25 protein-coding genes and 1 pseudogene are annotated in these 24,107 nt (G+C 70.8%); 11 read left to right on the top strand and 15 right to left on the bottom strand.

Going from position 1 to position 24,107, the window contains the following annotated elements; genetic code table 11:
- Nucleotides 1-44 precede the first annotated feature (44 nt).
- On the bottom strand, nt 45-722 hold the full coding sequence (locus RWH44_RS03855; protein WP_298870887.1) for a GTP pyrophosphokinase: 678 nt from the start codon (nt 720-722) through the stop codon (nt 45-47).
- 43 nt (nt 723-765) lie between these two features.
- Nucleotides 766-909 carry a hypothetical protein gene (locus RWH44_RS03860; RefSeq protein WP_316003531.1) on the bottom strand — a complete coding sequence of 48 codons (144 nt, stop codon included), beginning with the start codon at nt 907-909 and terminating at the stop codon, nt 766-768.
- A 112-nt stretch (nt 910-1,021) separates the two neighbouring features.
- On the opposite strand from RWH44_RS03860, the gene RWH44_RS03865 reads away from it, so the two are divergent.
- Nucleotides 1,022-1,348: a DUF7882 family protein gene (locus RWH44_RS03865; RefSeq protein ID WP_136586020.1), complete on the top strand. Its 327-nt coding sequence runs from the start codon at nt 1,022-1,024 to the stop codon at nt 1,346-1,348.
- 3 nt (nt 1,349-1,351) lie between these two features.
- On the opposite strand, the gene RWH44_RS03870 is transcribed toward RWH44_RS03865, so the two are convergent.
- Nucleotides 1,352-1,669, bottom strand: a complete 318-nt coding sequence (locus RWH44_RS03870) for a DUF7882 family protein (protein ID WP_055959437.1) — start codon at nt 1,667-1,669, stop codon at nt 1,352-1,354.
- A gap of 118 nt (nt 1,670-1,787) precedes the next feature.
- On the opposite strand from RWH44_RS03870, the gene RWH44_RS03875 reads away from it, so the two are divergent.
- Nucleotides 1,788-2,099 (top strand): DUF7882 family protein, encoded by a 312-nt coding sequence (locus RWH44_RS03875; RefSeq protein WP_298870878.1) that lies wholly within the window; start codon nt 1,788-1,790, stop codon nt 2,097-2,099.
- Nucleotides 2,100-2,156: 57 nt separating this feature from the next.
- On the opposite strand, the gene RWH44_RS03880 is transcribed toward RWH44_RS03875, so the two are convergent.
- Nucleotides 2,157-2,411: a three-helix bundle dimerization domain-containing protein gene (locus tag RWH44_RS03880; protein ID WP_298870877.1), complete on the bottom strand. Its 255-nt coding sequence runs from the start codon at nt 2,409-2,411 to the stop codon at nt 2,157-2,159.
- Nucleotides 2,412-2,501: 90 nt separating this feature from the next.
- Entirely contained in the window at nt 2,502-3,029 is a 528-nt protein-coding gene (locus RWH44_RS03885; protein WP_316003532.1) for a MarR family winged helix-turn-helix transcriptional regulator, read from the bottom strand.
- A gap of 149 nt (nt 3,030-3,178) precedes the next feature.
- Here RWH44_RS03885 and RWH44_RS03890 point away from each other — a divergent pair, with 149 nt between their 5' ends.
- Nucleotides 3,179-3,712, top strand: a complete 534-nt coding sequence (locus RWH44_RS03890) for a MarR family winged helix-turn-helix transcriptional regulator (protein ID WP_298870872.1) — start codon at nt 3,179-3,181, stop codon at nt 3,710-3,712.
- Nucleotides 3,713-3,743: 31 nt separating this feature from the next.
- Here RWH44_RS03890 and RWH44_RS03895 read toward each other — a convergent pair whose 3' ends face one another.
- Nucleotides 3,744-3,983: a DUF3072 domain-containing protein gene (locus RWH44_RS03895; RefSeq protein ID WP_298870869.1), complete on the bottom strand. Its 240-nt coding sequence runs from the start codon at nt 3,981-3,983 to the stop codon at nt 3,744-3,746.
- A gap of 79 nt (nt 3,984-4,062) precedes the next feature.
- On the opposite strand from RWH44_RS03895, the gene RWH44_RS03900 reads away from it, so the two are divergent.
- Entirely contained in the window at nt 4,063-5,028 is a 966-nt protein-coding gene (locus RWH44_RS03900; protein WP_316003533.1) for an alpha/beta fold hydrolase, read from the top strand.
- Nucleotides 5,029-5,124: 96 nt separating this feature from the next.
- Complete coding sequence (locus tag RWH44_RS03905; RefSeq protein ID WP_316003534.1) at nt 5,125-6,228, top strand: FUSC family protein; 1,104 nt, start codon at nt 5,125-5,127, stop codon at nt 6,226-6,228.
- 95 nt (nt 6,229-6,323) lie between these two features.
- Here the strand turns inward: RWH44_RS03905 and RWH44_RS03910 are convergent, their stop codons facing one another.
- The 5 genes from RWH44_RS03910 to RWH44_RS03930 form a co-directional block, all read right to left on the bottom strand.
- Nucleotides 6,324-7,568 (bottom strand): ADP-dependent glucokinase/phosphofructokinase, encoded by a 1,245-nt coding sequence (locus tag RWH44_RS03910; RefSeq protein WP_316003535.1) that lies wholly within the window; start codon nt 7,566-7,568, stop codon nt 6,324-6,326.
- Between the two features lie 19 nt (nt 7,569-7,587).
- Nucleotides 7,588-8,451, bottom strand: coding sequence for a ketose-bisphosphate aldolase (locus RWH44_RS03915; RefSeq protein WP_076673539.1), 864 nt, complete (start codon nt 8,449-8,451; stop codon nt 7,588-7,590).
- 34 nt (nt 8,452-8,485) lie between these two features.
- Entirely contained in the window at nt 8,486-9,385 is a 900-nt protein-coding gene (locus RWH44_RS03920) for a carbohydrate ABC transporter permease (RefSeq protein WP_298870858.1), read from the bottom strand.
- A 1-nt stretch (nt 9,386) separates the two neighbouring features.
- Entirely contained in the window at nt 9,387-10,316 is a 930-nt protein-coding gene (locus tag RWH44_RS03925) for a carbohydrate ABC transporter permease (RefSeq protein WP_316003536.1), read from the bottom strand.
- A gap of 73 nt (nt 10,317-10,389) precedes the next feature.
- Complete coding sequence (locus RWH44_RS03930; protein WP_316003537.1) at nt 10,390-11,682, bottom strand: ABC transporter substrate-binding protein; 1,293 nt, start codon at nt 11,680-11,682, stop codon at nt 10,390-10,392.
- Nucleotides 11,683-11,916: 234 nt separating this feature from the next.
- Here RWH44_RS03930 and RWH44_RS03935 point away from each other — a divergent pair, with 234 nt between their 5' ends.
- Nucleotides 11,917-12,723, top strand: coding sequence for a DeoR/GlpR family DNA-binding transcription regulator (locus RWH44_RS03935; RefSeq protein WP_298870853.1), 807 nt, complete (start codon nt 11,917-11,919; stop codon nt 12,721-12,723).
- Between the two features lie 6 nt (nt 12,724-12,729).
- On the opposite strand, the gene RWH44_RS03940 is transcribed toward RWH44_RS03935, so the two are convergent.
- Entirely contained in the window at nt 12,730-13,845 is a 1,116-nt protein-coding gene (locus RWH44_RS03940) for a PQQ-dependent sugar dehydrogenase (protein WP_316003538.1), read from the bottom strand.
- Nucleotides 13,846-14,041: 196 nt separating this feature from the next.
- Here RWH44_RS03940 and RWH44_RS03945 point away from each other — a divergent pair, with 196 nt between their 5' ends.
- Nucleotides 14,042-14,668 (top strand): TetR/AcrR family transcriptional regulator, encoded by a 627-nt coding sequence (locus RWH44_RS03945; protein WP_298870849.1) that lies wholly within the window; start codon nt 14,042-14,044, stop codon nt 14,666-14,668.
- A gap of 10 nt (nt 14,669-14,678) precedes the next feature.
- On the opposite strand, the gene RWH44_RS03950 is transcribed toward RWH44_RS03945, so the two are convergent.
- Nucleotides 14,679-15,494 (bottom strand): DUF1206 domain-containing protein, encoded by an 816-nt coding sequence (locus RWH44_RS03950; protein WP_298870846.1) that lies wholly within the window; start codon nt 15,492-15,494, stop codon nt 14,679-14,681.
- A 16-nt stretch (nt 15,495-15,510) separates the two neighbouring features.
- Nucleotides 15,511-16,191 (bottom strand): phosphatase PAP2 family protein, encoded by a 681-nt coding sequence (locus RWH44_RS03955; RefSeq protein WP_316003539.1) that lies wholly within the window; start codon nt 16,189-16,191, stop codon nt 15,511-15,513.
- Between the two features lie 116 nt (nt 16,192-16,307).
- On the opposite strand from RWH44_RS03955, the pseudogene RWH44_RS03960 reads away from it, so the two are divergent.
- From RWH44_RS03960 to RWH44_RS03975, 4 genes and pseudogenes are all read left to right on the top strand, one after another.
- Nucleotides 16,308-17,981: pseudogene (locus tag RWH44_RS03960) on the top strand (amidase); the annotation flags it as partial.
- A 365-nt stretch (nt 17,982-18,346) separates the two neighbouring features.
- Nucleotides 18,347-21,220 (top strand): aminotransferase, encoded by a 2,874-nt coding sequence (locus tag RWH44_RS03965; RefSeq protein WP_316003540.1) that lies wholly within the window; start codon nt 18,347-18,349, stop codon nt 21,218-21,220.
- Nucleotides 21,221-21,283: 63 nt separating this feature from the next.
- Nucleotides 21,284-22,312 carry an agmatine deiminase family protein gene (locus RWH44_RS03970; RefSeq protein ID WP_316003541.1) on the top strand — a complete coding sequence of 343 codons (1,029 nt, stop codon included), beginning with the start codon at nt 21,284-21,286 and terminating at the stop codon, nt 22,310-22,312.
- A gap of 118 nt (nt 22,313-22,430) precedes the next feature.
- On the top strand, nt 22,431-23,267 hold the full coding sequence (locus RWH44_RS03975; protein ID WP_316003542.1) for a universal stress protein: 837 nt from the start codon (nt 22,431-22,433) through the stop codon (nt 23,265-23,267).
- A gap of 208 nt (nt 23,268-23,475) precedes the next feature.
- On the opposite strand, the gene RWH44_RS03980 is transcribed toward RWH44_RS03975, so the two are convergent.
- On the bottom strand, nt 23,476-24,012 hold the full coding sequence (locus RWH44_RS03980; protein ID WP_316003543.1) for a pyridoxamine 5'-phosphate oxidase family protein: 537 nt from the start codon (nt 24,010-24,012) through the stop codon (nt 23,476-23,478).
- Between the last annotated feature and the right edge of the window lie 95 nt (nt 24,013-24,107).

Genomic DNA, 24,107 nt, shown 5'->3' on the forward strand with positions numbered 1-24,107 from the left:
GTCGCCCACCGAGACCTCGACCACCCGGCGACGGTCGGCGCGCGTCAGAGCGAGACGATGCCCGGGCGCGGGCCGCGGATCTCGCGGTGAAGCCGCTCCATGCGCGCGTCGAGCTCCGCGGCGGTGTCGGCGGCGTTCTTGAGCTCGGCCAGCAGCTCCGGGGGCACGAGCCGGTCGTATTTGTAATAGATCTTGTGCTCGAGGCTCGCCCAGAAGTCCATGGCGATGGTGCGGAACTGCACCTCGACCGGCACGTCGACCCGCCCGGTCGAGAGGTACACCGGCACCTCCACGATGACGTGCAGGCTCTTGTACCCGTTCGCCTTCGGCTCGGCGATGTAGTCCTTGACGTCGCGCACGGTGATGTCGTCCTGCCGGGTCAGCAGGTCGGACAGACGGTAGGCGTCGTCGACGAAGCTGCAGGTGATGCGGATACCGGCGATATCGGTGATGGTCGCGCGGATCGAATCGAAGTCGGTCTCGATGCCCTTGCGTCGCACCTTGTCGACGAGGCTGTCGGGCGACTTCACCCGGCTCGAGACGTGCTCGATCGGGTTGTACGCGTGCATCTCCTGGAACTCTTCCCGCAGGATCGAGATCTTGGTCTCGACCTCCGCGAGGCCGAAGCGGTACTCCATGAGGAATCGCTGGAACTCGTCGCGCAGAGCCCGCAGCGCCGCCCCGGAGACGGTGATCTGCTGATCGTCCAGCGGGTCCGACATGCGAACGACGCTAGCGCCGTCGGCTACGAGGGCGCTGGGAGCGTCACCCGGCGCGCGGCGGTTCCGTCGAGCGGGGAACCAGCTCGCCGTCGACCACGTCGATCGCGATCAGCCCCCGGAACACGTCCGGGAGATCGTCGGGATCCTCCGCCGGTCCGGGCTGCCGGGGAGTGGGGGGATGTGCCACGGCGCCTCCTTCCGTGCAGAGTCCCACTGTGACAGGCGCGGAGCCCCCCGCCGGTGGTCTTGACACCCGGCATCCCTGGGCGTAGCTGGAGCCCTGGCGTATCGTGAAGGCCATGGGGACCATTCACTACGGCGGCAGCGGCACCACGGTCCACATCGAAGACCGCGCGCTGGCCCACCTGAAAGTCGTGATCTCGACCAAGCTCCGCCGCGGCGAGAGCTTCACGCTGTCGTGGCGTCACCGCGACGACGAAGAACGCGGTCGCAGCACGCTGTGGCTGCACCCGGCGATCCCGTTGCGTTTCGTCTTCGACGACGCCGAGCCCACCACCCTCAGCCGCGAATGGATCGAGCGGCTCGCCGACTCGGCGAACTCGTCGGGCGGCATCATGCTCGTGCCCGAAGACGTCACCCCCGCGCAGGACGCGGAGAAGCGCTAGAGGTCAACCCTCTTCGACGTGGGCGTCTTCGCTCGGCTCGGGCGTGATCGCCAGACCGTTGGGGCCGGATGCCGCGAGCATGAGGTCTTCGACCCACACGCGGTTGATGCGCGGCTGACGGCTGCCGTAGAAGTGGAACTGGATCGGCACCGACGGGTGCATCCAGAAGCTGCGGCGTCCGCTGCCGTCGCCGACCTCGACGTCGAACATGAACGACTCGGAGCGGCGCAGCTTGTTCATCACGACGATGCGCAGGTGCGCCAGCGTGCGGTCATCGATGTCGACGGCGTTCGCGACGGTGTCGTAGATGAATCGGCCCATGCTCAAAGCCTAGTCGAGGAACGCAGCGTCATCCGCGAACCGCGATTCGGATGCCACGGGCACCGCCCGCGGTGCAACCCCCGGGGGCCCCGGAGGCCGGGGCGACTAACGTGCCGGTGTGGGAACGCTCTACTACGGCGACGTTGCAACGCCGATCGAGATCGAGGACCGCGCGCTGGCGCACGTCAAGGTGGTCGTCGCGACCAAACTGCGTCGCGGCGAGAGCTTCACCTTGTCGTGGACGCACGGCCCCGGGCAGGAGGTGGGGCGCAGCACCGTCTGGCTGCACCCGTCGATCCCGCTGCGGTTCGTGTTCGACGAGCCCGAGCCGGCCCTGCTCAGTCGCGCGTGGATCGAGGCCCTGGCCACGTCGGCGAACTCCTCCGGCGGCCTGCTGCTCGTGCCGGAGCCGGGTCAGCCCGACGCCTGAGTCGAACGTGGCGGCGGACGGCGGCGAACCGCTTCCGACCTTCGAGGACGGCCTGATTCAGACCGGCGGCTGGTCGAGTATTTCGCGAGCGCCCTCTTCGACGGCGGCGGGCACGACCAGCGGCCGACCGGCCGAGAAGGCCTCCCACTCGCGCAGGACGATCGCCTCGATGCGGGCGGGGTCCTCGCCGGGGTAGTCCGCGTGCAGGCGCGACAGCACTCCGCGGAACGAGGCGACGTGCACGCCGTCGACCATCTGCACGGCGTCGGACGCGCGAGGGGTCTCGCCCACGTCCACCGCCTTCTCGTTCATGACCTCATGGTTTCACGGCCACGCCGAGCGGCCTAATGCTGCGGAGGAAAGAAGGCCGCCTACTTACTTACGACCCGTTCGACCGGGGACTCAGTGCGCGGCGTCGACCGCGACGGGGTGGGGATCGACCTGATCGACCGCGTCCTGCAGGCGACCGAGACACGCGATGACGGCCGCACTCTCTTCGGGCGTCATGTCGACGACGGCCGCCATCATGCGGGAGTGCATCGACCCGAGGGTCGCACGCACCTCTTCGTCGCTGGCGGCAGTGGCCACGATGAAGATGCTGCGACGGTCGGTGGGGTGCGGCACGCGCGTGACGTGGCCGGACTTCTCGAGACGGTCGACGATCGCGGTGGTCGACGCGGTGGAGACGCCGAGATAGCGGGTGAGCTCGCTCGGCGAGACCTGGCGGTCCTGTCCCGCGGCCTTCAACAGATAGCGCAGCACGAGGAGCTCGTTCTCGCCCATCGACATCGATTCGCGCGTGCGCCGGCGCATCGCGACCTCGGCCGCACGGTAGACGCGGAAGGCCTGCAGCACGTCGACGGCGCGACGGCGGCGGTCTTCTTCGCTCGCGCCGTACCAGTAGCGCGACGACTCGGACCCGTTTTCCACCAGGGCAGCTTACGTCAGGGGAGGTCGTCCAGCCCCCTGCCGATGCGCATGGCGGACAGGTACGATGGTAAGTAGATCAGCTATCTACTCGACATGCGCGTAGATCGACATCGAAGACACTAGCGCAACGAGAGACACGGGGAGGCGAGATGAGAAGCACAGCGACGGCGGACGACGTGGTGAAGGCCCTCAACGACCTCACCGACTCGGGCGTGGCCTCCGAACGCGTGGCCCTGAGCACTCTGGGGATCGGCCCCAACGATGCGAAGGTGCTGCGCTTCCTTCTGCAGCGCCTGCCCGACGACGAGCCGGTCACGCCGCGCATGCTCGCCGCGATGCTGGGGATCTCGTCGGCGGCGACGACGGCGCTCATCGATCGCCTCGCCGAAGCCGGATGGGTCGAGCGAGAGCCCTATCCGGGCGACCGGCGCTCGATCGTCGTGCGCGAGACGATCGCCGACTCCTCACCCGCGCGCCGCATCCTGTCGGTGCGACGCGCATCGGCGAGCGCGGCCGCCGCGAAGCTCGGTCCGGTCGAGCGCCGCATCGTCGCCGACTTCCTCGACGACATCGCACGAGGCGAACGAGCGGACATCGACGATCTGGCCGCCGAAGACGGGGATGACGACGGTATGGCCGCCGACGACGGGGCCGCAGACGACGAAGCGTCCCGCACGGCCTGATCGGCACGTACGGGACGCTCGACGACGCGGATCACTCGGTGGAGCGGCCGGTCTCGTTCTGCAGGCGGTCGATCTGCTCCGAGGCCTCGGCCTTGGTGAGGTCGGCCGGGATCTCCTCGCCCGCCTCGCGAGCGAGCGTGTCGAGGTAGCTGCGCTGGGGAGCGGTCATCGGCTCGTCGCCGGTGACCCAGTCGGACGGGTCCTTCTCAGCGGGGTTCTCACCCTCGCGGACGGCACCCAGGGTCTCTTCTTCGCGGGATGTGTCGCTCATCCCCGAAGGCTAGGCGGCCGGGTCCGGCACGCCCCCCGGGATTGACAGGCCGCCCCACCGGGTGCGGCATCCTTGGACGATGGCCTCCGACCACCGTTCCCTCGACGTGCAGGTCGAGTCGTACCGCTCCTCCGGCGCGCGCACGCGCGTCACGCGCGTGTCGACCGGCGCGACCGCGGAGCGCCCTTTCGTCCTGATCGCGGGAATCGGGGTCGCGTCGACGTACTTCGAGTTCCTCGCACCCCTGCTGGCCGAGAGGGGCGAGGTCTATGCGCTCGACCTCCCCGGATTCGCCGGCGTGCCGGCATCCGGCGCTCAGCCCACCGCCGCCTTCTTCGCCGATCAGGTCGAGGGCGTGATCGACCACTACGGTCTGAACGACCCCGTGCTCGTCGGGCATTCGATGGGGACGCAGGTCGTGACGGAGGTGCTCTCGCGTCGGCCGCGCCTGTCGCACGCCGTGCTCGTGAGCCCGGTCGTCGACGAGGACGAGTCGGGGGCCGTGGTGCAGGCGGTGCGTTTCGCCCAGTCGACCGCGCGCGAATCGCTGCACGTCGCGCTGCTGGCGCTCTCGGCGTACCTGCTGTGCGGCGTGGTCTACTTCTTCGAGGTGCTCCCCTACATGCTGCGCTACCGCATCTCCGACCGGATCGGAGCGGGTCACGCGACGCTCCTGCTGCTGCGCGGCGAGTTCGACCGCCCCTCCCCGCGGCGGCTGCATTCGCGCCTGGTCGCCCGTGCCCGTGACGCGCGACGGTGGGAGATCCAGGGGGCCGCGCACTGCGTCGTCAACAGTCACGCGGTGGGGGTCGCGCGGCTCGTCCTGCGCCACATCGACGACGACCTCCCCCGCAAGGGACGGATGCCGGCGGCCGAGGCCGCGGTTCCGCCGGCGCGTCACGCCGACCTGCGCATGGTGGTCGGGGCCGTGGCCAGCCGCCTCGCCGAGTGGTTCAGCTCGGCGCGCAACGACGACGACGGGGTCGAGAAGGCGAAGGCCCGGCACGCGCACGTGCTGTGGAACGCCTACCGCCCCGGACGCTGACCTACCCCCGCCTCTCCCGCGCGGCAACCCCCGCGACGCCCGGGGGCTCGACGCCCAGCATGGGAACGTGCCGCCTCGCCCCCGCACCCCGCTGCGATGACCTTTCCCCCCGCCCTCGACCCCCGTCGGTGGTGGTCTGACGCCGTGTCCGCCGACCGGCTGCTGCTGGCGGCCAAGACCGCCGCGGCCGCCGCCCTCGCGTGGTACCTGGCACCGCTGGTGCCTTTCGCGCAGAGCGAGTACTCGTACTACGCCCCGCTCGGCGTGCTCGTGAGCATGTACCCGACGGTCGCCCGCTCCGCCTCGAGCGGCGTGCAGGCCGTCGTCGGTCTGGCGCTGGGCATCGGCCTGGGCCTGATCTCGCTCGCGGTGGTGGGCACGGGGCTGCCCCGCATCGTCGCGGTGGCCATCGTCATCCTCTTCGGCGTGCTGCTGGCCGGGGTGCGCGCGCTCGGCGTCGGCCGTGACTGGGTGGCGGTCGCGGCCCTGTTCGTGCTCCTGCTCGGCGGGGCGGACCCCGACGGCTATTCGTCGTCGTACCTCATGACGATGGCGTTCGGTGTGCTGGTGGGCGTGGTCGTGAACCTCGTCATCGTGCCGCCGCTGCGCGTGGGGCGCGCCGACGACCGCCTGACGCGGCTGCGCGATGCGCTCGGTTCCACCCTGGACCGCATGGCCGATGCCCTGGCCGGTCACGCCTTCGATCCTGTGGCCGCCGACGCCGCGACGGAGGGCCTCACGGCCACGCTGGCCGACGTGCGCGAGGAGGTGGACCTGGCCGACGAGAGCCGCCGGTACAACCCCCGCGGACGCCGGCTCCAGGCCCCGCGCGATCTCGGCCGTCGACGTCTCGACGCCCTCACCGGCACCGCGGACGCGACCCGCGAGCTCGTCGCCGCCCTGACCCGGCTCACGGCCGGACCCGACGCCGACGCCCGCCTGCCCACCGAGGCGCGCCGCACCCTCGCCGAGGCCGTCCGCGCGGTGTCGCGACTGGTGACGACACCCCCCGAGCCCGAGGGAACCGCCGTACAGCTCCGCGCGGCCGACGCCGCCCTCAGCGCCTACACGCAGCGCCTGCGCCGCCTGGACGCGGACGACGAACCCCTCGACGGGTGGGAGGCCGCCGTGGCGCTGCGCCGGGTCATCGCGGCGTGCGGTCCGTTCTCCGATCCGGATGCCGCGACCGGCGCGCAGTGACCCGAGGGATCGCGCCGGATGCCGACCCGGGGGCTGCGGACCCCGATGCCGCTCCCGCATCCCCGCAACCCCTCGGGCGCGGTGGCGCGAGCGGATCAGCGCGCCATCGTCGCCGCGGCGTCGAGAGCCCTCTCGAGCGCGGCGGCGGTCGCGACGCGCGCGGCCGAGGGCACGGCCGCGAGGAAGCCGCCGACGAACGTGTCGCCGAGGCCGATCGTCGTGGGGTGAGGGGTGTCGACCACGTACGCCGCCACCCCCGCGGCGGGCAGAGATCGCTCGACCTCCGCGACGACCGTCGCTCCGCCGGCATGACGGGGCAGCCGTGCCGTCTCGTCGAGATCGGCCGCCGTGCAGGCGTCGCCGAGGCGATACCGCGTCGCCGCCGTGCGCACCGCGCTCTCCAGCCCCGCGCGGTGCGCCGAGGCCCGGGGACCCACCGCGATCGCCCAGTACTTCGTGTGCACGACGAGGGCGCGCGCCGGGATCAGCCGATGCGCTTCGGCGAGGGCGGCCACGACGTCGTCGGGCGAGAGCAGGTCGACGGGACGACCGAGGTACTCCTGCAGCTCGTCTTCGTTCATGCCGTACACGTCGATGCGCTCGAGCAGGCGTTCCCGCACGGTCGCCGACAACTCGCGCCGATAGAACCCCGCATCCTCGTAGTAGACGAGAGCCGTCGCGGGAAGACGCTGCATGGCCCCGACGAGGTCGTCGAGCCGGCGCGCCAGCAGGTCGGCATCCTGCATCGTGTTGAAGCCGGAGACGAGGAACGCCGAGGCGTCCGCGAGGGCGTCGCCGAGGTCGGCGGCGATCGCCATCTCGCGATTGGGAGCGTCGTTGGCGAGGATGATGCGGTTCGAGGAGGGTGCCGTCACCTCCGCATCGAGCAGACGAACGGTCGTCCCCTCGGGGTACTGCACGATGAGGTGCGGGTCGAGCGTGTCGCGGGTCGCCGACGACACCACCCGCATCGACCGCGGCAGCAGGCGCCGCACGTTGTCGTCGATGCTGACCAGGTGCTGCACGGTCGGCACGCCGATGCGGTCGAGGGCGATGCCCGCCCGCACGCCCGTCCCCCCGAGCGTCACCTCGACGTCGAAGTGCCCGGCGAAGCGCTGGACGATCTCCGACGACAGCACGAAGCGCTCGCCTCCCCCGCCCGTGGCGAGGAAGGCGAGCACCGTGACGACGAGGGAGCGCTCGTCGATGATCGGCGTCGTGGTGGTCAGCTCGTCGAGGCGGATGCCGTACTCCCGCGCGAGGGTCGAGAGCACCTCGGCATCCCATCGGATCTCGTAGTCGACCGTGCCGCCGAGTCCGAGGACGAGGTCTTCCGCCATGTCGCCGTTTCCCGTCCGATCAGTACAGGTCGGCCTTGCCGGCGGCGCCGAACAGGTCGATCTTCTCCGCGGCCGTGACCTTCATGGCCGCGATGGGCTCCGGCTGGATGGCGTTCGGCTCGCGCAGGCGACGGTCGGTGCCGAGCACCTCGCGCATGCGGTCGTGGTACGCCACCTTGATGTCGCTGGAGATGTTGATCTTGTTGATGCCGAGCGACACGGCGCGGGCGAGTTCGGCATCCGGATTGCTGGAACCGCCGTGCAGCACCAGCGGGATGCCGACGGCCGCCTTGATCTGCTCGAGCAGGTCGTGGCGCAGCTCGGGGTTCTTGTCGGAGGGGTAGAGCCCGTGCGAGGTGCCGATGGCGATCGCGAGGCTGTCGACGCCCGTCTGCTCGACGAAGCGCACCGCGTCGTCGACGTTCGTGTAGATGATCTCGGCCGCACCCGACTCGCCGTAGCTGTCGTTCGCGCCGATCGTGCCGAGCTCGCCCTCGACCTGCACGCCGACCGCGTGAGCGGCCTCGACGACCTTGCGGGTCAGGGCGACGTTCTGCTCGAAGGGCTCGAGGGAGGCGTCGATCATGACCGAGGTGAATCCGGCCTGGATCGCGGTGATGATCTGCTCGTACGTTCCGCCGTGATCCCAGTGGATGGCCACGGGCACGCTCGAGCGGTGTGCGCGGGCGTGCATCGCGGGGATCAGGTCGGTGGTGATGTGCGAGACCTCGTCGGGGTGGATGGCGATGATGACCGGAGCGTTCTTCTCCTCGCTGATGTCCATGATCCCGGTGAACATCGCCCAGTCGCTGATGTTGAAGGCCGGGATGGCGAAGCTGTGGGCGTTCGCCACGTCGAGGATGGACTTGCCGGTGTAGAGCACGGATTTCTCCTTGTTCGGGGTTGGGTAGGCGGGTTCAGCTCTTCACCGAGCCGGCTGTGAGGCCGCTGATGAAGAAGCGTTGGAAGAAGAGGAAGAGCACCAGCACCGGGATCGAGCCGAGGATGCTCATCGCCATGATCTGGTTCCACTCGTAGGAGTGCTGGCCCATGAGCAGCTGGATGCCGATCGGCACCGTGCGCATGTCGATCGTGCGCGTGAGGGTCAGGGCGAACAGGAACTCGTTCCACGCGATCATGAACGTGTAGATGCCGACCGACACGATGCCGGGGATCGAGATCGGCACGAGCACGCGCCACAGGGCGGTGAAGGACCCGGCGCCGTCGACGCGGACGGCCTCGTCGAGCTCCTTCGGCAGGGTGTTGAAGTACCCGGTCATCATGATGATCGCGTAGGGCAGCGTGAACACCATGTAGGTGAAGATCAGCCCGGGGTAGGTGTTGTAGAGCCCCAGCCCCACCATGAGCCCGAAGTACGGGATCAGGAGGGTGATCGGCGGCACCGCCTGGACGCTGACGATGATGACGTTGACGATGCGCTTGCCCCGGAACTCGAAGCGGCTGAAGGCGTACGCGGCCTGGATGGCCACGAGCAGCGTCAGGATCGTCACCGCTCCCGCCACGACGTAGCTGTTGATGAAGAACCGCACGGTCTCGGGGTTGGTGAAGATCGACACGTAGGCGTCGAACGAGAAGGTGTCGGTGATCAGACGCGGCGGCAGCTCGAAGATCTGCGTGTTCGACTTGAACGAGCTCGACAGCATCCACAGCACGGGACCGGCGGCGAAGACGGCACCGAGCACCAGGCCGATCATCACGGCGATCTTGGCGACGCGCCGCCGGGTGACGGTGCTCGAGGGGCGCTGACGCGCCGGCGCGGTCGACACGCGCGGGCGCGCGGGGGTGGTCAGGGCCATGTCAGTCCCTCGCCTTCTGGTGGCGGACGTAGAGCACCGCGATGATCATCGACATCGCCAGCACCAGCACCGCCGAGGTGGATGCCATGGAGAAGTCGTACTTGGCGAATGCGAGCTTGTAGGTGAACGTGCTGAGCATCTCGGTGACGTCGATCGGACCGCCGCCCGTGGTCAGCCAGATGAGTGCGAACTGCTGCGAGGTCCAGATGAGATCGAGCAGCACGAGGCTGACGATGATCGGGCGCAGCTGCGGGATGGTGACGTTCCAGAAGCGCTGCGCGGGGCTGGCGCCGTCGACCGTCGCCGCCTCGTACAGGTCGCTCGGGATGCCCTGGAGGCCGGCGAGCAGGCTGACCATGAAGAACGGGTACCCGGCCCAGATGTTGATGAAAGTGACCGTGCCGAGGGCCAACGAGGGAGACGCGAGCCACTCGATGTTCGTGTTGAGCAGGAAGTTGACGATGCCGTTGGGGGCGAGCAGCATGCGCCAGAGCACCGCGATGACCGCGACGGTGAACAGCCACGGCAGCACGTACAGGCCGCGGAAGATCGCCCGGGGGACGGCGCCGATGAGGCGCGAGTTCAACATCATCGCGAACGACAGGCCCAGAACGAGGTGGGCGGCGACGCTCGTGAGCGTGAAGAAGAGGGTGTTGCCCGTCGCCTTCCAGAAGCCCGGGTCGGTGAGGATCGCGACGTAGTTGTCGGCGCCCACGATCTCGGGGCTCTTGTTCAGGATGACGTTGTCCTGGAACGAGTAGCCGATCACCATGACGATCGGGACGATCATCAGGACGAACAGCAGGATCAGCGTGGGCGAGAGGAAGACGTAGGCCTCTCCGGCCTTACGGAGCTGCCGGGTGCGGCGCGAGACCGGTCGTCCGGTGACGATCACCTCGGTGTCGGGGGGAGTCAGGGTGCGCATTGTCATGGTGTGCGGCTTTCGATGAGCGGGATGCCGCACCACCCGCGGGGGCGGTGCGGCATCCCGGATCGGGGTCGGATCAGAACTCCGACGTCCATTCGTCCTGCGTCTTCTTCAGCGCGTCGCTCATGGACTGCTGACCGTCGAGCGCGGACTGGAACTGCTCGCCGAACTGGCGCATGAGCTCCTCGGCGACGGGGAGACCGGTGAACTCGTTCGCCGGGTACCCCTCCTTGTAGATGTCGAACGCCGTCTTGAACAGCTCGTCGTCCTCGACGAAGGTCGGCACGCTCTCGGTGTTGCCGGGGAAGGCCTTCGCCATCGTCGACAGCTCGCTGTTGACGTCCTTGCTCATCAGGAACTGCACGAGCTTGAAGGCGGCGTCCTTGTGCTCGGAGTTCTCGGCGACGCCGATGCCCCACGAGGCGTAGGGGATGCCGCGCTCGCCCGAGAAGCCGTCCTCGGCGGGGATCGCCGAGATCGAGAACTTCAGGTCGGGGTTGGACTCGCGGATGAGGTTGATGTGCGCGAGCGAGTCGATCATCATCCCGACGCGGCCGTTGGTGAACTCCTCGACCTTGTCCTGCTCCTTCATGGTGAAGGATCCGGGGGCGATGACGCCGTCGTCCCAGAGCTGCTGGATGTAGTCGGTAGCCGACGCGACGTCGGAGTTGGTCAGGTCGGGCTGGCCGTCCTTCAGCATCGATCCGCCGGAGGCCCAGACCCACGACATCACGTCGTTCTGGACGCCGTTGGGGGCCTCGAGCGAGAGCGGGAGCACCCAGCCCGAGACGTCGCCGCCGAGCGCCTTGATCTTCTTCGCGGCGTCGGCGAACTCGGTGCGCGTCGACGGCGGGGCCGAGACGCCCGCCTGCGAGAGCAGACCGTCGTTGGTGAACATCGGGTAGACGAAGTTCACCACCGGGATCATGTAGGTGCTGCCGTCGACCTTGATCTGGCTGGCGAGCTGGCTCTCGTCGTAGCCGGAGTCGCTCATGAGCTGCGACAGGTCGGCGATGACGCCCTGTTTGGCGAAGTCGCTCACCCACGCACCGTCGAGACCGACGACGTCGGGCATCGTGCCGGAGGCCGCACCGGCGAAGAGCTGCTCCTTCGTCGACGCGTAGGGGCCGCTCACCAAGTCGACCTTGATGCCCGGGTTCTCCGCTTCGAACTGGTCCATGAGACCGCGGAACTGGCCGTCGCCGAGTTCCGGCTCCCACCACTGCGCGAACTCGATCGTGACGTCTCCGTCGGCCGAGGTGGCCGACGAGTTCGACGAGCACCCCGCCATGGCCAGGAGGGTCGTGGCCGCTGCCGCGACACCGACGAGCTTGATGGCGTTCCGACGCCGGCGCCCGCTGTTGTCCATCGTTTCTCCTCGTTGAGATCTGCCGCATTTCGCGCTGTTCTGCGCGTTCTTGCGTCTTTCAGCACGAGTATGCGCTCGCCTGCGGCGCAGGTCAAGCGACTGATGCATATTCGTGACAATTGCGGCAAAGAAACGCGTGCAACTCGGGCACATTTCGGCACCAAGATGCGCTTACGTGCTGTTTTTCCTCGAATTCTGCATCTGTTGCTGCAGCACTGTGCTAGACACGACCGCATGGATGCATCCACAGCCACGACGAAGCGGCGACTGCCGGCGGGGCGCAAAGCCGAGCTCGCGGCCTACGTCGCCGACTCGGGCCAGGTCACCGTGGTCGATCTCGCCTCGCACTTCGGCGTCTCCATCGACACCGTCCGCCGCGACCTCGATCAACTCGACCGCGAGGGCATCGTCGTGCGCACCCACGGCGGTGCCGTGAGCGCCATGTCGGTCCCCGGGCGCGATCGCGGCCTCGACGTGCGCTCGCAGATGCAGATCGCCGAGAAGGAGCGCATCGCGGCCCTGGCCGTCGACCTCATCGAGGACGGCTCGGTCCTCATGCTCAACGCCGGGACGACGACCCTCGCCGTGGCCCGCGCGCTGCGCAACCATCGCGACCTCACGATCGCGACGAACAATCTGCGCATCCCCGCCGAGATCTCCCCCTCGGCGTTCCGCGACCTGTTCATCTTCGGCGGCGCCGTGCGCACGATCACGCAGGCGACCACGGGTCCCGTCACACTCGCCCTGAACTCGCACTCCCCCGACGTCGACATCCGGTGCGATTACGCGTTGATCGCCGTCGGCGCGGTCGACGGCTCGGGCTTCTCCACGAGCAACCTCGGCGACGCCACGATGATGACCGAGATGATCCAGAAGGCCGACCGCACGGCGATCCTGGCCGACTCCAGCAAGCTGGATCGGCGACTGTTCGCCCAGATCGCGCCCCTCGAGAAGGCGGACTACCTCATCACCGACGCGCCACCGTCACCGGATCTCGCCGCCGCCCTCGCCGAGGCGGGGGTCACCGTCCTGACCCCCTGAGCAGTCTCAGTCGGAGATGAGCGGCACCCGGAGCAGCGCGTCGGTGCCCGCACCGCCGCGATCGGTGTTGCTCGTCACGACCCACACGGTCCCGTCGGGCCCCGCGACGACATCGCGCAGCCGGCCGTAATCGCCGACGAGATACTCCTCGGACGAGGACAGGTCGGCCGTCGGCACCACGCGGACGCGCTGGCCCCGGAGATTCGCGATCACGACGGCGCCGTCGACGACCGCGAGTCCGCTCGGGCTGGCCTCGGCGGGAGCCCATTGCTGCACGGGATCGACGAACCCCTCCCGCCCACCGACGCCCTCGACCTCGGGCCAGCCGTAATTCGCGCCCGGCTCGATGACGTTCAGCTCGTCCCACGTGTTCTGACCGAACTCCGACGCGTACATCGTGCCGGCGGCATCCCACCCGATCCCTTGCGGGTTGCGGTGGCCGAGGCTCCATACGGGTGAACCGGGGAAGGGGTTGTCGGCGGGAACCGAGCCGTCGGGGAGCACGCGCAGGATCTTGCCGCCGAGCTCGTCCGGGTCCTGGGCGGCTCGGGGGTCCGATGCATCGCCCGCGGTGATGTAGAGCATGCCGTCGGGCCCGAACGCGATGCGTCCACCGTTGTGGATGTTCGCGGAGGGGATGCCGTCGATCACCGTCCGCGTCACTCCCAGGCGCAGCGCCCCGGGCTCGCCCTCGAGCGCTGCTCGCACCACGCGGTTGTCGTCCGCGGTGGTCGCATAGGCGTAGAGGAAACCGTCGCGGACGGCGATGCCGAGCAGCCCGCCCTCGCCGCCGGGTGCGACGCCCGGGATCGCGCCGACCACGCGCGTGTCGTCGTCGACGACCTCGAGGATCTCGGCGGTGTCGCGCTGGCTCAGCAGGATCGCACCGTCGGACGACGTCACCGACCACGGCGTCGTCAGTCCGTCGACGACGGTGGTGGGGTCGCCGAGCGCGGGCGGAGCCGAGGCGACCTCCGACACGCGGGGCGAGGTCGACGGCGACGCCGTGGGGACCGCATCCGTCCGCCCTTCGGGCGCGCACCCGGCGAGCGCGGTCAGTCCGACGGCGACGGAGCAGGCGACACCCGCTCGACGACGGGGGAAGGGGGCCGGTGCTGTCATGGGTCTCCTCGTCGTCGTGGGCCTTCTGGATATCCGATCCGCCTGGATGACGGGTGGGGGTTGCCCGGACGCCCGCCGGGATCGCGGGGAGATCGACCTCCGCGGGATCGCATGCCGCGAGGCCTCGACGAGGGGCGCACGGACGGGGCCCGCCCGCATCGCGTAGCGTGGTCGGACCCCACCGAAAGGCCCCGCCGTGCCCCGGCCGACCCAGCCCAAGCTCTCGCGCGAGCAGATCGCCCGCGCCGCGCTCGCCCTCGTCGACCGCGACGGCAGCGAGGGTGCGAGCATCCGCCGCGTCGCGGACCGCCTCAAGGTGCACCCCACATCGCTGTACAACCACGTGCCGAACCTGGCCGCCCTCATCGAGGACGTGCGCGCGCTCGTGTCGTCGCGCATCGACTCGTCCGCCCTCCGCGACCGCGAGTGGGAGGAGGGGCTGCTGCTGTGGGCCCGGTCGTATCGCGACGCCTTCCGCCGGCATCCGAAGACGATCCCCCTGCTGATGTCGCACCGCTCGTCGGCACCGCTGCTGATGTCGCAGTACGAGGACTTCGCCGTCGCCGCCGAACGCGTCGGCTGGACGAGCGACGACATCCTGCCGCTGCTGACGGCGTTCGAGTCGTTCATCCTCGGCAGCGTGCTCGACATGAGCGGACCGTCGGTCATGTTCGACCCGACCGGGCAGGAGGAGGACGTTCCGCGCTTCGCGGCCGCCTACGCCACCCTCTCCGACCACGACCCGGGCGACCCCGTCGCCACGCGCGCCTTCGAGCTCGGCCTCTCGCTGCTCATCACCGGGGCGCGGCCCCGCGTCGACTGAGCGCCGGCCCTCACATGCGGGCGTAGCGCGCGCGGGCGAAGCAGAACAGGCCGTAGACGACGAGGCCCGCACCCACGAGCCAGAGCACGAACTGCCCGAAGGGGAGCCCCGCGAGCGAGCGAAGCGCGGCATCGAGGCCGCCCGCCGCGTTCGGATCGTGCGCGAAGGCCGCGACCAGGAACAGGATGCCGGCGACGCCGACCGCGATGCCCTTGGCGATGTAGCCGACCATCCCGAAGACGCGGATGCCCCGCCCGATCTCGCCGCCCGGGCTCGAGAGCCTCTTCATGAAGGCCTTCGTGATGCCGCGCACCACGAAGGCGACCCCGATCGCCGCCACGACGAGGCCGATGAGGACCAGCACGAAGATGCCGCCCGGGGCGGCCATCAGCTGCGCGCTCAACGATCGTGTCGATTCGCCCGACTCCGAACGCCCACCCAGCACGACCGTGAGGGCGGTGATCCCGATGGCGCCGTACGCGACGGCCGTGCCGACGTACTTCGCGCGGTGCGCCCAGCGCTTCTTCGTGTCGGGATCGCGCTCGGCGACGGCATCCGCGATCTGCCACACGGCGAGCGCCGCCAGACCGATCACGATGACCCAGAGCAGCAGCATGCCCGCGGGCGCTGCCGCCACCTGCTGGATCGCGCCGCTCTGGTCGGCGCTCTCGCCCCCGGCGCCGGTCGCGATCGAGATGGCGATCCCGCCGATCAGGAGGTGCAGCAGCCCGAGGACGACGTAGCCGATCCGCGCGGCGACGCGGAAGGCGGTGGAGTCCTGTGCCTTGTCGGCCGCGGCGGAAGCGGAAGCGGAGGCGGAAGTCATCCGTGCACGCTAGCGCTCAGGAGTCGACCTCGGCCACCCGTTGCGCGCGACGCACGCGCCACACCTCGACCAGCGCCCACACGAGCGTCGACACCGCGACGCCCTCGAGGAACCCGGCCACGACGTCGGAGAGCCAGTGCGCGTGGAGGTACGTGCGGCTCCACATCATGAGCAGCACCCAGACCACCCCCGCGACCCAGATCCATCCGCGCCGGAGGATCAGCGCGAGCGTGATCGCGATCGTCGTGGCCACCGCCGTGTGGCCGGAGGGGAACGAGGTCGCCTGCGTCTCGGCCAGGGAGTCCGTGGGACGTGCCCGGGCGATGACGGCCGCGAGAGGAGCGCCGATGAGCACGACCAGGGCGATGGCCCCCGCCACGTTCAGGGCGTCCCACGGGCGCTTGACCAGCAGGAAGACGATGCTGGTCGACACCCCGATGACGATCATGCCGATCGTGCCGCCCACGGTGGCGGGGATCCAGGCGACGATCACCGCGACCGGGTTCGCGAGGGCGGCCATGGCGTCGTCCCACCACCTGTCGAACGCGAGGGGTGCTCCCCCGTCGAGATCGACCGCGAGGCGCAGGGCCACGAAGAGCACCGTCGCGATCACGCCCACGATCAGCGCGACGGGGCGACGCGCGTCGGTCCGCGGGCGGTCGGGCAGCAGCGCGGGTTCGTCGGTGGTGGCATCCATCCCCGCATCGTGCCAGGGCGGTGGCGCGCAGCGATAGCCATTGCCGAGGCGGCGGGGATCCGTCAGGGGCGAAAGTCCCTCTCGAATCCGTAAAACAAACGGTGTAGGTTTCACGCATGACCTCCGAGGCCCTCACCGTCGTCGAAGCCGACATCGACCGCCTGCGCGCCGCCCTCGACGACGGCACCGTCACCAGCGTCGAGCTCGTCGCCCGCTACCTCAACCGCATCGCCGCGTACGACCGCACCGGCATCCGCCTCAACAGCGTCCCGGTGCTCAACCCCCGCGCGTTCGACGAGGCCCGCGCGAGCGACCGGCGTCGCGCCCGGGGCGCCGCGCTCGGCCCCCTCGACGGCATCCCCTTCACCGCCAAAGACAGCTACCGCGTCGAGGGGCTCCCCGTGGCCTCCGGCTCCCCCGCCTTCGCCGGGGTCATCGCGGGCGACGACGCCTTCGCCGTGGCGCGCCTACGCGACGCCGGGGCGGTCTTCCTGGGCCTGACGAACATGCCCCCGATGGCTGCGGGCGGCATGCAGCGCGGGGTCTACGGCCGCGCCGAATCGCCCTACAACGGCGAGTACCTGGCATCCGCCTTCGGGTCGGGCTCGTCCAACGGATCGGGCACCGCCACCGCGGCGAGCTTCTGCGCGTTCGGGCTCGGCGAGGAGACGTGGTCGTCGGGTCGCGCTCCCGCCTCGCACAACGCCCTCGTCGCCTACACGCCCTCGCGCGGGGTCATCTCGGTGCGCGGCAACTGGCCGCTGGTGCCGACGATGGACGTGGTCGTGCCCCACACCCGCACGATCGGCGACATGCAGCACGTGCTGGATGCCGTCGTGGCCGACGACCCGCAGACCGAAGGCGATCTGTGGCGCACCCAGCCGTGGGTTGCGCTGCCCCGCCCGTCCGAGGTGCGGCCCGCCTCGTTCGCCGCCCTCGAGCCCCTCCCGCTCGCGGGCCTGCGCGTCGCCGTCCCCCGCGTCTACATCAACGGCGACCCCGACAACGCCTCGCCCATCGTCACGCGCGACAGCATCATGCAGCTGTGGAACGCCCTGCGCCTCGACCTCGAGGCCGCGGGCGCCGAGGTGGTCGAGACCGACTTCCCCGTCGTCGACCGCTACGAGAAGCTGCACGACGGCGACGAGGACTTCCTCGATCGCGACTTCGTGACGCGGGACTTCCTCGACGACGAGGTGGGTGATCTCGCGGTGTGGGCGATGGACACGTTCCTGCGCACCAACGGCGACCCCGCCCTTCCCCGGCTCTCCGACGCCGATCCGGCGCTGATCTTCCCGCACCCGCCGGGCGCCCTCGCCGACCGGTACGGCATCTGGCACTACGACATCTCGTACGACATCGGCGAGTACGTCAGCCGCGCCCAGGGGTGGGAGCCGGACTGGCGCGACGTCGCGAGCCTCGAAGAGGGGCTCCGCGGCCTGGAGCACACCCGCCGCGTCGACTTCGAGGAGTGGATGGATGCCGAGGGCATCGACGCCGTGGTCTTCCCCACGCAGTCCGACGTCGGTCCCGCCGACGCCGACGTGAACCCCGCCTCGGCCGACATCGCGTGGCGCAACGGCGTGTGGGTCTCCAACGGCAACCTCGTCCCCCGCCACCTCGGCATCCCGACCGTCACCGTGCCGATGGGGACCATGCCCGACACGGGGATGCCGGTGGGCCTGACCATCGCCGGGCCCGCGTACAGCGACACGCGGCTCCTGCAGCTGGGGGCCGCGATCGTCGGCCTCGGCGAGCGCCGCACCGCCCCTCGCCGGACGCCCGCGCTGCCCGACGAGGCGCTCTTCGCCGCGCCCCGGCCGTCTGCGGAGGGCGAGCTCGCGGTCGTCATCGACGAGGTGAGCCGTCAGGGCGATCTCGTGCGGTTCCGCGCGACGGTCACCGGCGGCGCGGCCGTCGAGCACGCGGTGTTCGTCGACGGCGCGCGCGTCGACGCCGAGGTCTCGGGCGACCGCCTCGACGGTGTGGCCCGCGTCGCTCCCGACGCGTACGGTGAGCCCGTGAGCGAGTGGGTCGCCCCGTACGGACCGCTCGTGGTCGTCGCCGTGCGCGACGCCGAGGGAGCCGTCGCCGGCGCCGTCGGCACGGCATCCGACTCTCCCCTGTGACCCCCGAATCACCCGAGGAACAGCCCGTGAACGACACCACCCCCGTCTCGGTGTTCGACTACTTCAGCCAGGTCGACCTGCCCACCCCGACGCTCTCCGACGGGGAGGTCGCACGGCTGTTCGCCGAGACCTTCGGCGTCGAGATCGACGTGCGGGCGCTCGGCAGCCAGCAGGATCAGAACTTCCGCGTGTTCCGCCGCGGGTCGACCGAGCCCCTGGGCGTGCTCAAGCTCAGCAACCCCGTGTTCAGCGAGGCCGAGATCGACATGCAGGATGCCGCGGCGGCCCGCGTCGCCGAGCGGAGCCCGCAGGTGCGCATCCCCCGCCTCGTCGATGGACCACGCGGGCCGATGTCGACGTGGTGGGACTCGAGTCAGGGCCGCATCCACGCGCGCGTCATCGAGAACATCTCCGGCAGCACCTTCACCGGCTCGGGCTACCTCTCCCCCGCCGTCGTGGAGGGTCTGGGGGCGCTCGCGGGTGCGGTGAGCCTCGCGCTCGCCGACTTCGCCCACCCCGCGAGCGGCCGCGTGCTGCAGTGGGACCTCCGTCACGCCGAGCGCGTGATCGACACCCTCCTGCCGGAGGAGCCGGATGCCGCGGTGCGGACCGCCGTGGAACGCGCAGCCCGGGCCGCACGCGAGGCCCTGGCCCCGGTCGCCGCGACCCTGCCGATCCAGGCCGGGCACTTCGACGTCACCGACGACAACGTGCTGCGCGCCCCCGGCGCGACCGTGCCCGACGCCGTCATCGACTTCGGCGACGTGTGCGCGTCGTGGCGCGTGGGCGAGATCGCCGTGACCGTGTCGTCGGTGCTCCACCACGACGGCGCGACGCCCGAGAGCGCCTTCCCCGCGATCCGGGCGTTCGATCGACTGCGCGACCTCACCGACGACGAGATCACCGCCCTCTGGCCGCTGGTCGTCCTCCGCGGTGCGGTGCTGGTGCTGAGCGGGCGCGCGCAGGTGCGCCTCGACGAGGCGAACGACTACGCCGCCGTCGCGCTCGAGCGCGAATTCCGCATCCTCGAGCAGGCGGCATCCGTGCCCCTCCCCGTCATCACCGCGGCGACGCGCGCCGCCCTCGGCCGGCCGGCCCCGGCGGAGCGCGAGGGGACGGGGCCGACGCTCATCCCGGTCGGCCGCCACGTCGAGCTCGATGCCTCGACCGAGTCCGCGCTGAACGACGCGGGCGCCTGGCTCGCCCCTCGGACCCTCGACGCCGCCGCCCTCGCCGCGCTCGACGCCGGGGCCGACGTCGTCACGGCTCCCGCGTGGAGCGCGCGTCTCACCGGCACGACCGACCCGCTCCCCTCGACCGCCGAGACCGTGCCGACCGACGTCCTGGTGTGGCTCGCGGAGCCGCGGCACCTCGACGGCGTCGCCCGCGTCGACGGTGACACGCTCACGGTCACGGGGGATGGCGGCACCGTGACGATCACCGGCGTCGCCACCGACGCGGCATCCGGGACCCTGCCCGCGCGGACGCGTCTGTCGGTGCGGCGACCGCTCGGCGCACTCGTGCCTCCCCCGCGGACCACGCGCGCCCTCGCCGACGCGTGGCGCGAGGTCGCCGGCGACCCCGGCGCCGCTCTCGGCCTCCGCTCCCCCGCACCGGCGTCCGACGACTCCCTCGCGCGGCGTCACGGGGTGCTCGCCGAAGTGCAGGAGCATTACTTCGCCGCTCCCCCGCGCATCGAGCGGGGGTGGCGCGAGTATCTCGTCGACGTGAACGGCCGGGTCTACCTCGACATGGTGAACAACGTCGCGTCGGTCGGGCACGCTCACCCGCACGTGGTCGAGGCGGGCACGCGGCAGATGCACCTGCTGAACACCAACTCGCGGTTCCACTACCGCGCGATCACCGACTACGCCGACCGGATCGCAGCGACGCTGCCCGAGGGCTTCGACACGGTCTTCTTCGTCAACTCCGGGTCCGAGGCGACCGACCTCGCGATCCGCCTCGCGATGGCGGCGACCGGTCGCCCCGACATCGTCGCGATGCGCGAGGCGTACCACGGGTGGACCTACGCCAGCGATGCGGTCTCGACCTCGATCGCCGACAACCCCTTCGCCCTCGAGACCCGTCCCGAGTGGGTGCACACCGTCGACGCCGCCAACTCCTACCGCGGGGTGCACCGGGGAGCGGATGCCGCGAGATACGCCCCCGAAGCCGTTGCGGCGATCGACGAGCTCGCGGCATCCGGTCGCCCGCCCGCGGGCATGATCGCCGAGACCTACTTCGGCAACGCCGGTGGAGTGGCCCTGCCGGACGGGTACTTGCGCGAGGTGTACGCCGCGATCCGCCGGCACGGCGGGCTCGCGATCGCCGACGAGGTGCAGGTCGGCTACGGGCGCCTCGGCGACTGGTTCTGGGGCTTCCAGCAGCAGGACGCCGTGCCCGACATCGTCGCGGTGGCGAAGTCCATCGGCGGCGGACACCCGATCGGGGCGGTCATCACGCGCCGCGAGGTGGCCGACCGCTACCGCACGCAGGGCTACTTCTTCTCCTCCACCGGCGGATCGCCGGTCTCGTCGGCGATCGGCATGGCCGTGCTCGACGTGATCGAGCAGGAGGGGCTCCAGGAGAACGCCCGCGTCGTCGGCGGGCACCTGAAGCGCCGCCTCGAGGAACTCGGCCGTCGGCATCCGCTCATCGGCACCGTGCACGGGTCGGGGCTGTACCTCGGCGTGGAGTTCGTCCGCGACCGCGAAAGTCTCGAACCCGCCACGGCCGAGACCGCGGCGATCTGCGACCGCCTGCTCGAGCTCGGTGTCATCATGCAGCCGACGGGCGACTTCCAGAACGTGCTGAAGATCAAGCCTCCGCTGGTGATCACGCGCGCCTCGGTCGACGTCTTCGTCGATGCGCTGGACCGCGTGCTCAGCACCGGCTTCTGACCCCACCCGGCATCCCCCGCCACCGAACCCGAACCCGAACCGATCAGACCCGAGGAGCCCGCCATGTGGCGCATGCCCATCGAATCCGCCCCGCATGAGCGCACGTGGATGGCGTTCCCGCGCGAGGGCGTCACCCTCGGCGACGATGCCGAGACCCGCGAGGAGGGCTACCGGGCGTGGACCGAGGTCGCGCACGCCGTCGCGCAGTTCGAGCCGGTGACGATGGTCGTCGATCCGACCGAGATCGCGCGCGCCCGACGCATGCTGTCGGCCGACATCGAGATCGTCGAGGCGCCCCTCGACGAGTTCTGGATGCGCGACGTGGGCCCGACCTTCGTCGTCGACGCCGACCGCCCGGGCGTGCTCGGAGCCGTGGACTGGATCTTCAACGGCTGGGGCGCCCCCGACTGGGCCGAATGGCAGAAGTCGGCGCTGCTCGCGCGCGTGGTCGCCGAGCACGTCGGCGCCGAACGCATCGACTCGCTGCTCGTGGCCGAGGGCGGCGGCCTGCACGTCGACGGTCGGGGCACCGTGCTGCTCACCGACACCGTTCAGCTCGACCCGCGGCGCAACCCCTTCGCCGATCGCGCGCGGGTGGAGGCCGAGTTGGCCCGCACGATCGGGGCGACCGACGCGATCTGGCTCTCGCGCGGACTCACCCGCGACTACGACGACCTCGGCACCAACGGTCACGTCGACATCGTCGCGACCTTCGCCTCGCCCGACCACGTGCTCGTGCACGAGCAGACGGATGCCGCCCACCCCGACGCCGAGGTGTCGCAGCTCGTGCGTCGCGAGCTGACCGACGCGTTCGCCGCCCTCGGTCGGTCGGTGACGATCACCGGCATCCCCGCCCCCTCGACCCTGCGCGACGACCACGGCTGGGTCGACTGGAGCTACATCAACCACCTCGTCACCAACGACGGCGTGGTGCTCTGCGGCTTCGGCGACCCCGCCGCCGACGCGCGCGCCGCCGAGATCATCGCCGACGCCTACCCCGGCCGCCGGGTCGTGACGGTCGACTCCCGCCCGATCTTCGATCGCGGCGGCGGCATCCACTGCATCACGCAGCAGCAGCCGACGGTGGGCTGAGGGCGAGGCGCGGCCGGGACAGCCGGGGCGGACGACGGGTCGAAGGTCCCGCCAGGAGCGCTGCGCCGACGCGACGATGGAGGTGAGCCGATCCACGGCGCGAAGGCGAGGAGCGATCATGAACGGGACCATCGCGGTCGGAGTCACCGACGCACCGGGGGCGCAGAGCGCCCTCCACTGGGCCATCGAACGCGCGATCGCCCGCCGGGATCGGTTGCGGCTCGTCGGTGTGGTCGGCTCCGCGTGGGGCGTCGTCGGTGAGGAGATGCTCGTCGGTGACGCCATCTCGCGCACGACGGCCCTGCTCGAGGAGGCGGCCGCGAGCGCACGCGCCGCGGGAGCGGATGCGGAGATCCTCATCGAGCGCGGAGACCCCGTGGCGCGGCTCATCGACGTCTCGGGGCGCGTCGACCTCCTCGTCCTGGGGAGCGACTTCGTGCACGACGGTCCGCGGCTGCGCGGCGTGCGCGGGGTGCGCATCGCCGCCGGGGCGCACTGCCCCGTGGTCGTCGTTCCGGAAGACGGCGCGCGGGATCGCGCGGGCGTCGTCGTCGGGGTCGACGGCTCGGAGGCGTCGGAGAAGGCGGTCGCGTTCGCCGCGGCGGAGGCGGACCGCACGGGAGACGGTCTGACCGCGGTCATGACCTGGTCGCCGGTTCCGGTCCCGTTCGAGCTGGAGGGCTACCCGCCGGACTACCTGGAGCGGATGCAGGCTCTCACCACGGAGGATCTGGCGATCTCGCTCGCGGGCCTCCGGCAGGACTATCCCGACCTCGCGGTGACCACCCTCGTCGAGTCCGGGTACCCGGCGGCCGCCCTTCGACGCCTGTCGCGCTCCGCCCGTCTGCTCGTCGTGGGCAGTCACGGGCGCGGAACCCTGGGGCGGTTCCTCCTGGGCTCGACGAGTCAGGAAGTGCTGACGCAGCTCTCGACCGTGACCGCCATCGTCCGGTAGACGCGCCTCCTGCGGGGCCCGCACCCGGAGGCGCCGGTCGGAGCGGGCGCGTCGGTCGCCACGCGTGGGGGTCATGCGTCGGCGGGCGGCCCCGGTGGCGCCCGTCGACGCGGGCGCGTCGGTCGCCACGCGTCGGGGTCATGCGTCGGCGGGCGGCCCCGGCGGCCGAAGGTCACGGCCCAGGCGTCGCGCAGCCCCGCGTCGGCGCTCACCCCTCCGCGCGAGGGGTGAAGCTGGCGATCGGGTGCGGCGCTCGCGCGGACGCAGGAAGGGCTTCCTCCCGCGACCGGAAGATCCGCGAGCGCAACGCATCCTCCCGCGCGTCGGCGGGGCACTCCGGGAATCGACGTCCGGTGATGCTGCGCGGAGAGATGCGCACCAGGTAGGGCTTCGCCTCCGGATTCATCGAGCGCAACCCCGTCTCACGGGCGCGCCGGATCTCGGCATCCAGATCGACGGGCACCGCGTCTCCGCGCACGACCACGCTCCACCGATCGCCGGCATCCTGCCCGTCGACCTCGAACGCGACGGCCGGACGCGACCGCAGCAAACGCAGCTTCGCGTCGGCCGCGCTCCGCAGGTAGATGACGCCGTCGCGTCCGGCGAAATTCACCGGGTAGATCAGGGGTTCGCCGGACGCATCGATGAGAGCGAGGCGGCCGAGCCGCTCGGATTCGAGCAGGCGCCAGCAGTCGGACGTGCTGAGCTCCCGGACGATCGGGGGCGGGAACGGATCGTGGGTCATGGCGAGCCTCCTGTCGCCAGTCCAGCACGCGGGCGCCGGCGGCGATGGGGCGAAGGTCCCCCGGGTCCTGGCCAGACCCCGGCGCCGGTCGTAGA

Source organism: Microbacterium phycohabitans (assembly GCF_032464935.1).
Classification (GTDB): Bacteria; Actinomycetota; Actinomycetes; order Actinomycetales; family Microbacteriaceae; genus Microbacterium; species Microbacterium phycohabitans.

What these genes read in the sequence shown, in the direction of transcription:
- RWH44_RS03890 (WP_298870872.1), top strand. Translation starts at nt 3,179, where the DNA reads ATGAGAAGCACAGCGACGGCGGACGACGTGGTGAAGGCCCTCAACGAC.
- RWH44_RS03880 (WP_298870877.1), bottom strand. Translation starts at nt 2,411, where the DNA reads ATGAACGAGAAGGCGGTGGACGTGGGCGAGACCCCTCGCGCGTCCGAC.
- RWH44_RS03920 (WP_298870858.1), bottom strand. Translation starts at nt 9,385, where the DNA reads ATGGCCCTGACCACCCCCGCGCGCCCGCGCGTGTCGACCGCGCCGGCG.
- RWH44_RS03865 (WP_136586020.1), top strand. Translation starts at nt 1,022, where the DNA reads ATGGGGACCATTCACTACGGCGGCAGCGGCACCACGGTCCACATCGAA.
- RWH44_RS03935 (WP_298870853.1), top strand. Translation starts at nt 11,917, where the DNA reads ATGGATGCATCCACAGCCACGACGAAGCGGCGACTGCCGGCGGGGCGC.
- RWH44_RS03970 (WP_316003541.1), top strand. Translation starts at nt 21,284, where the DNA reads ATGTGGCGCATGCCCATCGAATCCGCCCCGCATGAGCGCACGTGGATG.
- RWH44_RS03870 (WP_055959437.1), bottom strand. Translation starts at nt 1,669, where the DNA reads ATGGGCCGATTCATCTACGACACCGTCGCGAACGCCGTCGACATCGAT.
- RWH44_RS03925 (WP_316003536.1), bottom strand. Translation starts at nt 10,316, where the DNA reads ATGACAATGCGCACCCTGACTCCCCCCGACACCGAGGTGATCGTCACC.
- RWH44_RS03900 (WP_316003533.1), top strand. Translation starts at nt 4,063, where the DNA reads ATGGCCTCCGACCACCGTTCCCTCGACGTGCAGGTCGAGTCGTACCGC.
- RWH44_RS03940 (WP_316003538.1), bottom strand. Translation starts at nt 13,845, where the DNA reads ATGACAGCACCGGCCCCCTTCCCCCGTCGTCGAGCGGGTGTCGCCTGC.
- RWH44_RS03950 (WP_298870846.1), bottom strand. Translation starts at nt 15,494, where the DNA reads ATGACTTCCGCCTCCGCTTCCGCTTCCGCCGCGGCCGACAAGGCACAG.
- RWH44_RS03955 (WP_316003539.1), bottom strand. Translation starts at nt 16,191, where the DNA reads ATGGATGCCACCACCGACGAACCCGCGCTGCTGCCCGACCGCCCGCGG.
- RWH44_RS03930 (WP_316003537.1), bottom strand. Translation starts at nt 11,682, where the DNA reads ATGGACAACAGCGGGCGCCGGCGTCGGAACGCCATCAAGCTCGTCGGT.
- RWH44_RS03910 (WP_316003535.1), bottom strand. Translation starts at nt 7,568, where the DNA reads ATGGCGGAAGACCTCGTCCTCGGACTCGGCGGCACGGTCGACTACGAG.
- RWH44_RS03855 (WP_298870887.1), bottom strand. Translation starts at nt 722, where the DNA reads ATGTCGGACCCGCTGGACGATCAGCAGATCACCGTCTCCGGGGCGGCG.
- RWH44_RS03905 (WP_316003534.1), top strand. Translation starts at nt 5,125, where the DNA reads ATGACCTTTCCCCCCGCCCTCGACCCCCGTCGGTGGTGGTCTGACGCC.
- RWH44_RS03980 (WP_316003543.1), bottom strand. Translation starts at nt 24,012, where the DNA reads ATGACCCACGATCCGTTCCCGCCCCCGATCGTCCGGGAGCTCAGCACG.
- RWH44_RS03895 (WP_298870869.1), bottom strand. Translation starts at nt 3,983, where the DNA reads ATGAGCGACACATCCCGCGAAGAAGAGACCCTGGGTGCCGTCCGCGAG.
- RWH44_RS03975 (WP_316003542.1), top strand. Translation starts at nt 22,431, where the DNA reads ATGAACGGGACCATCGCGGTCGGAGTCACCGACGCACCGGGGGCGCAG.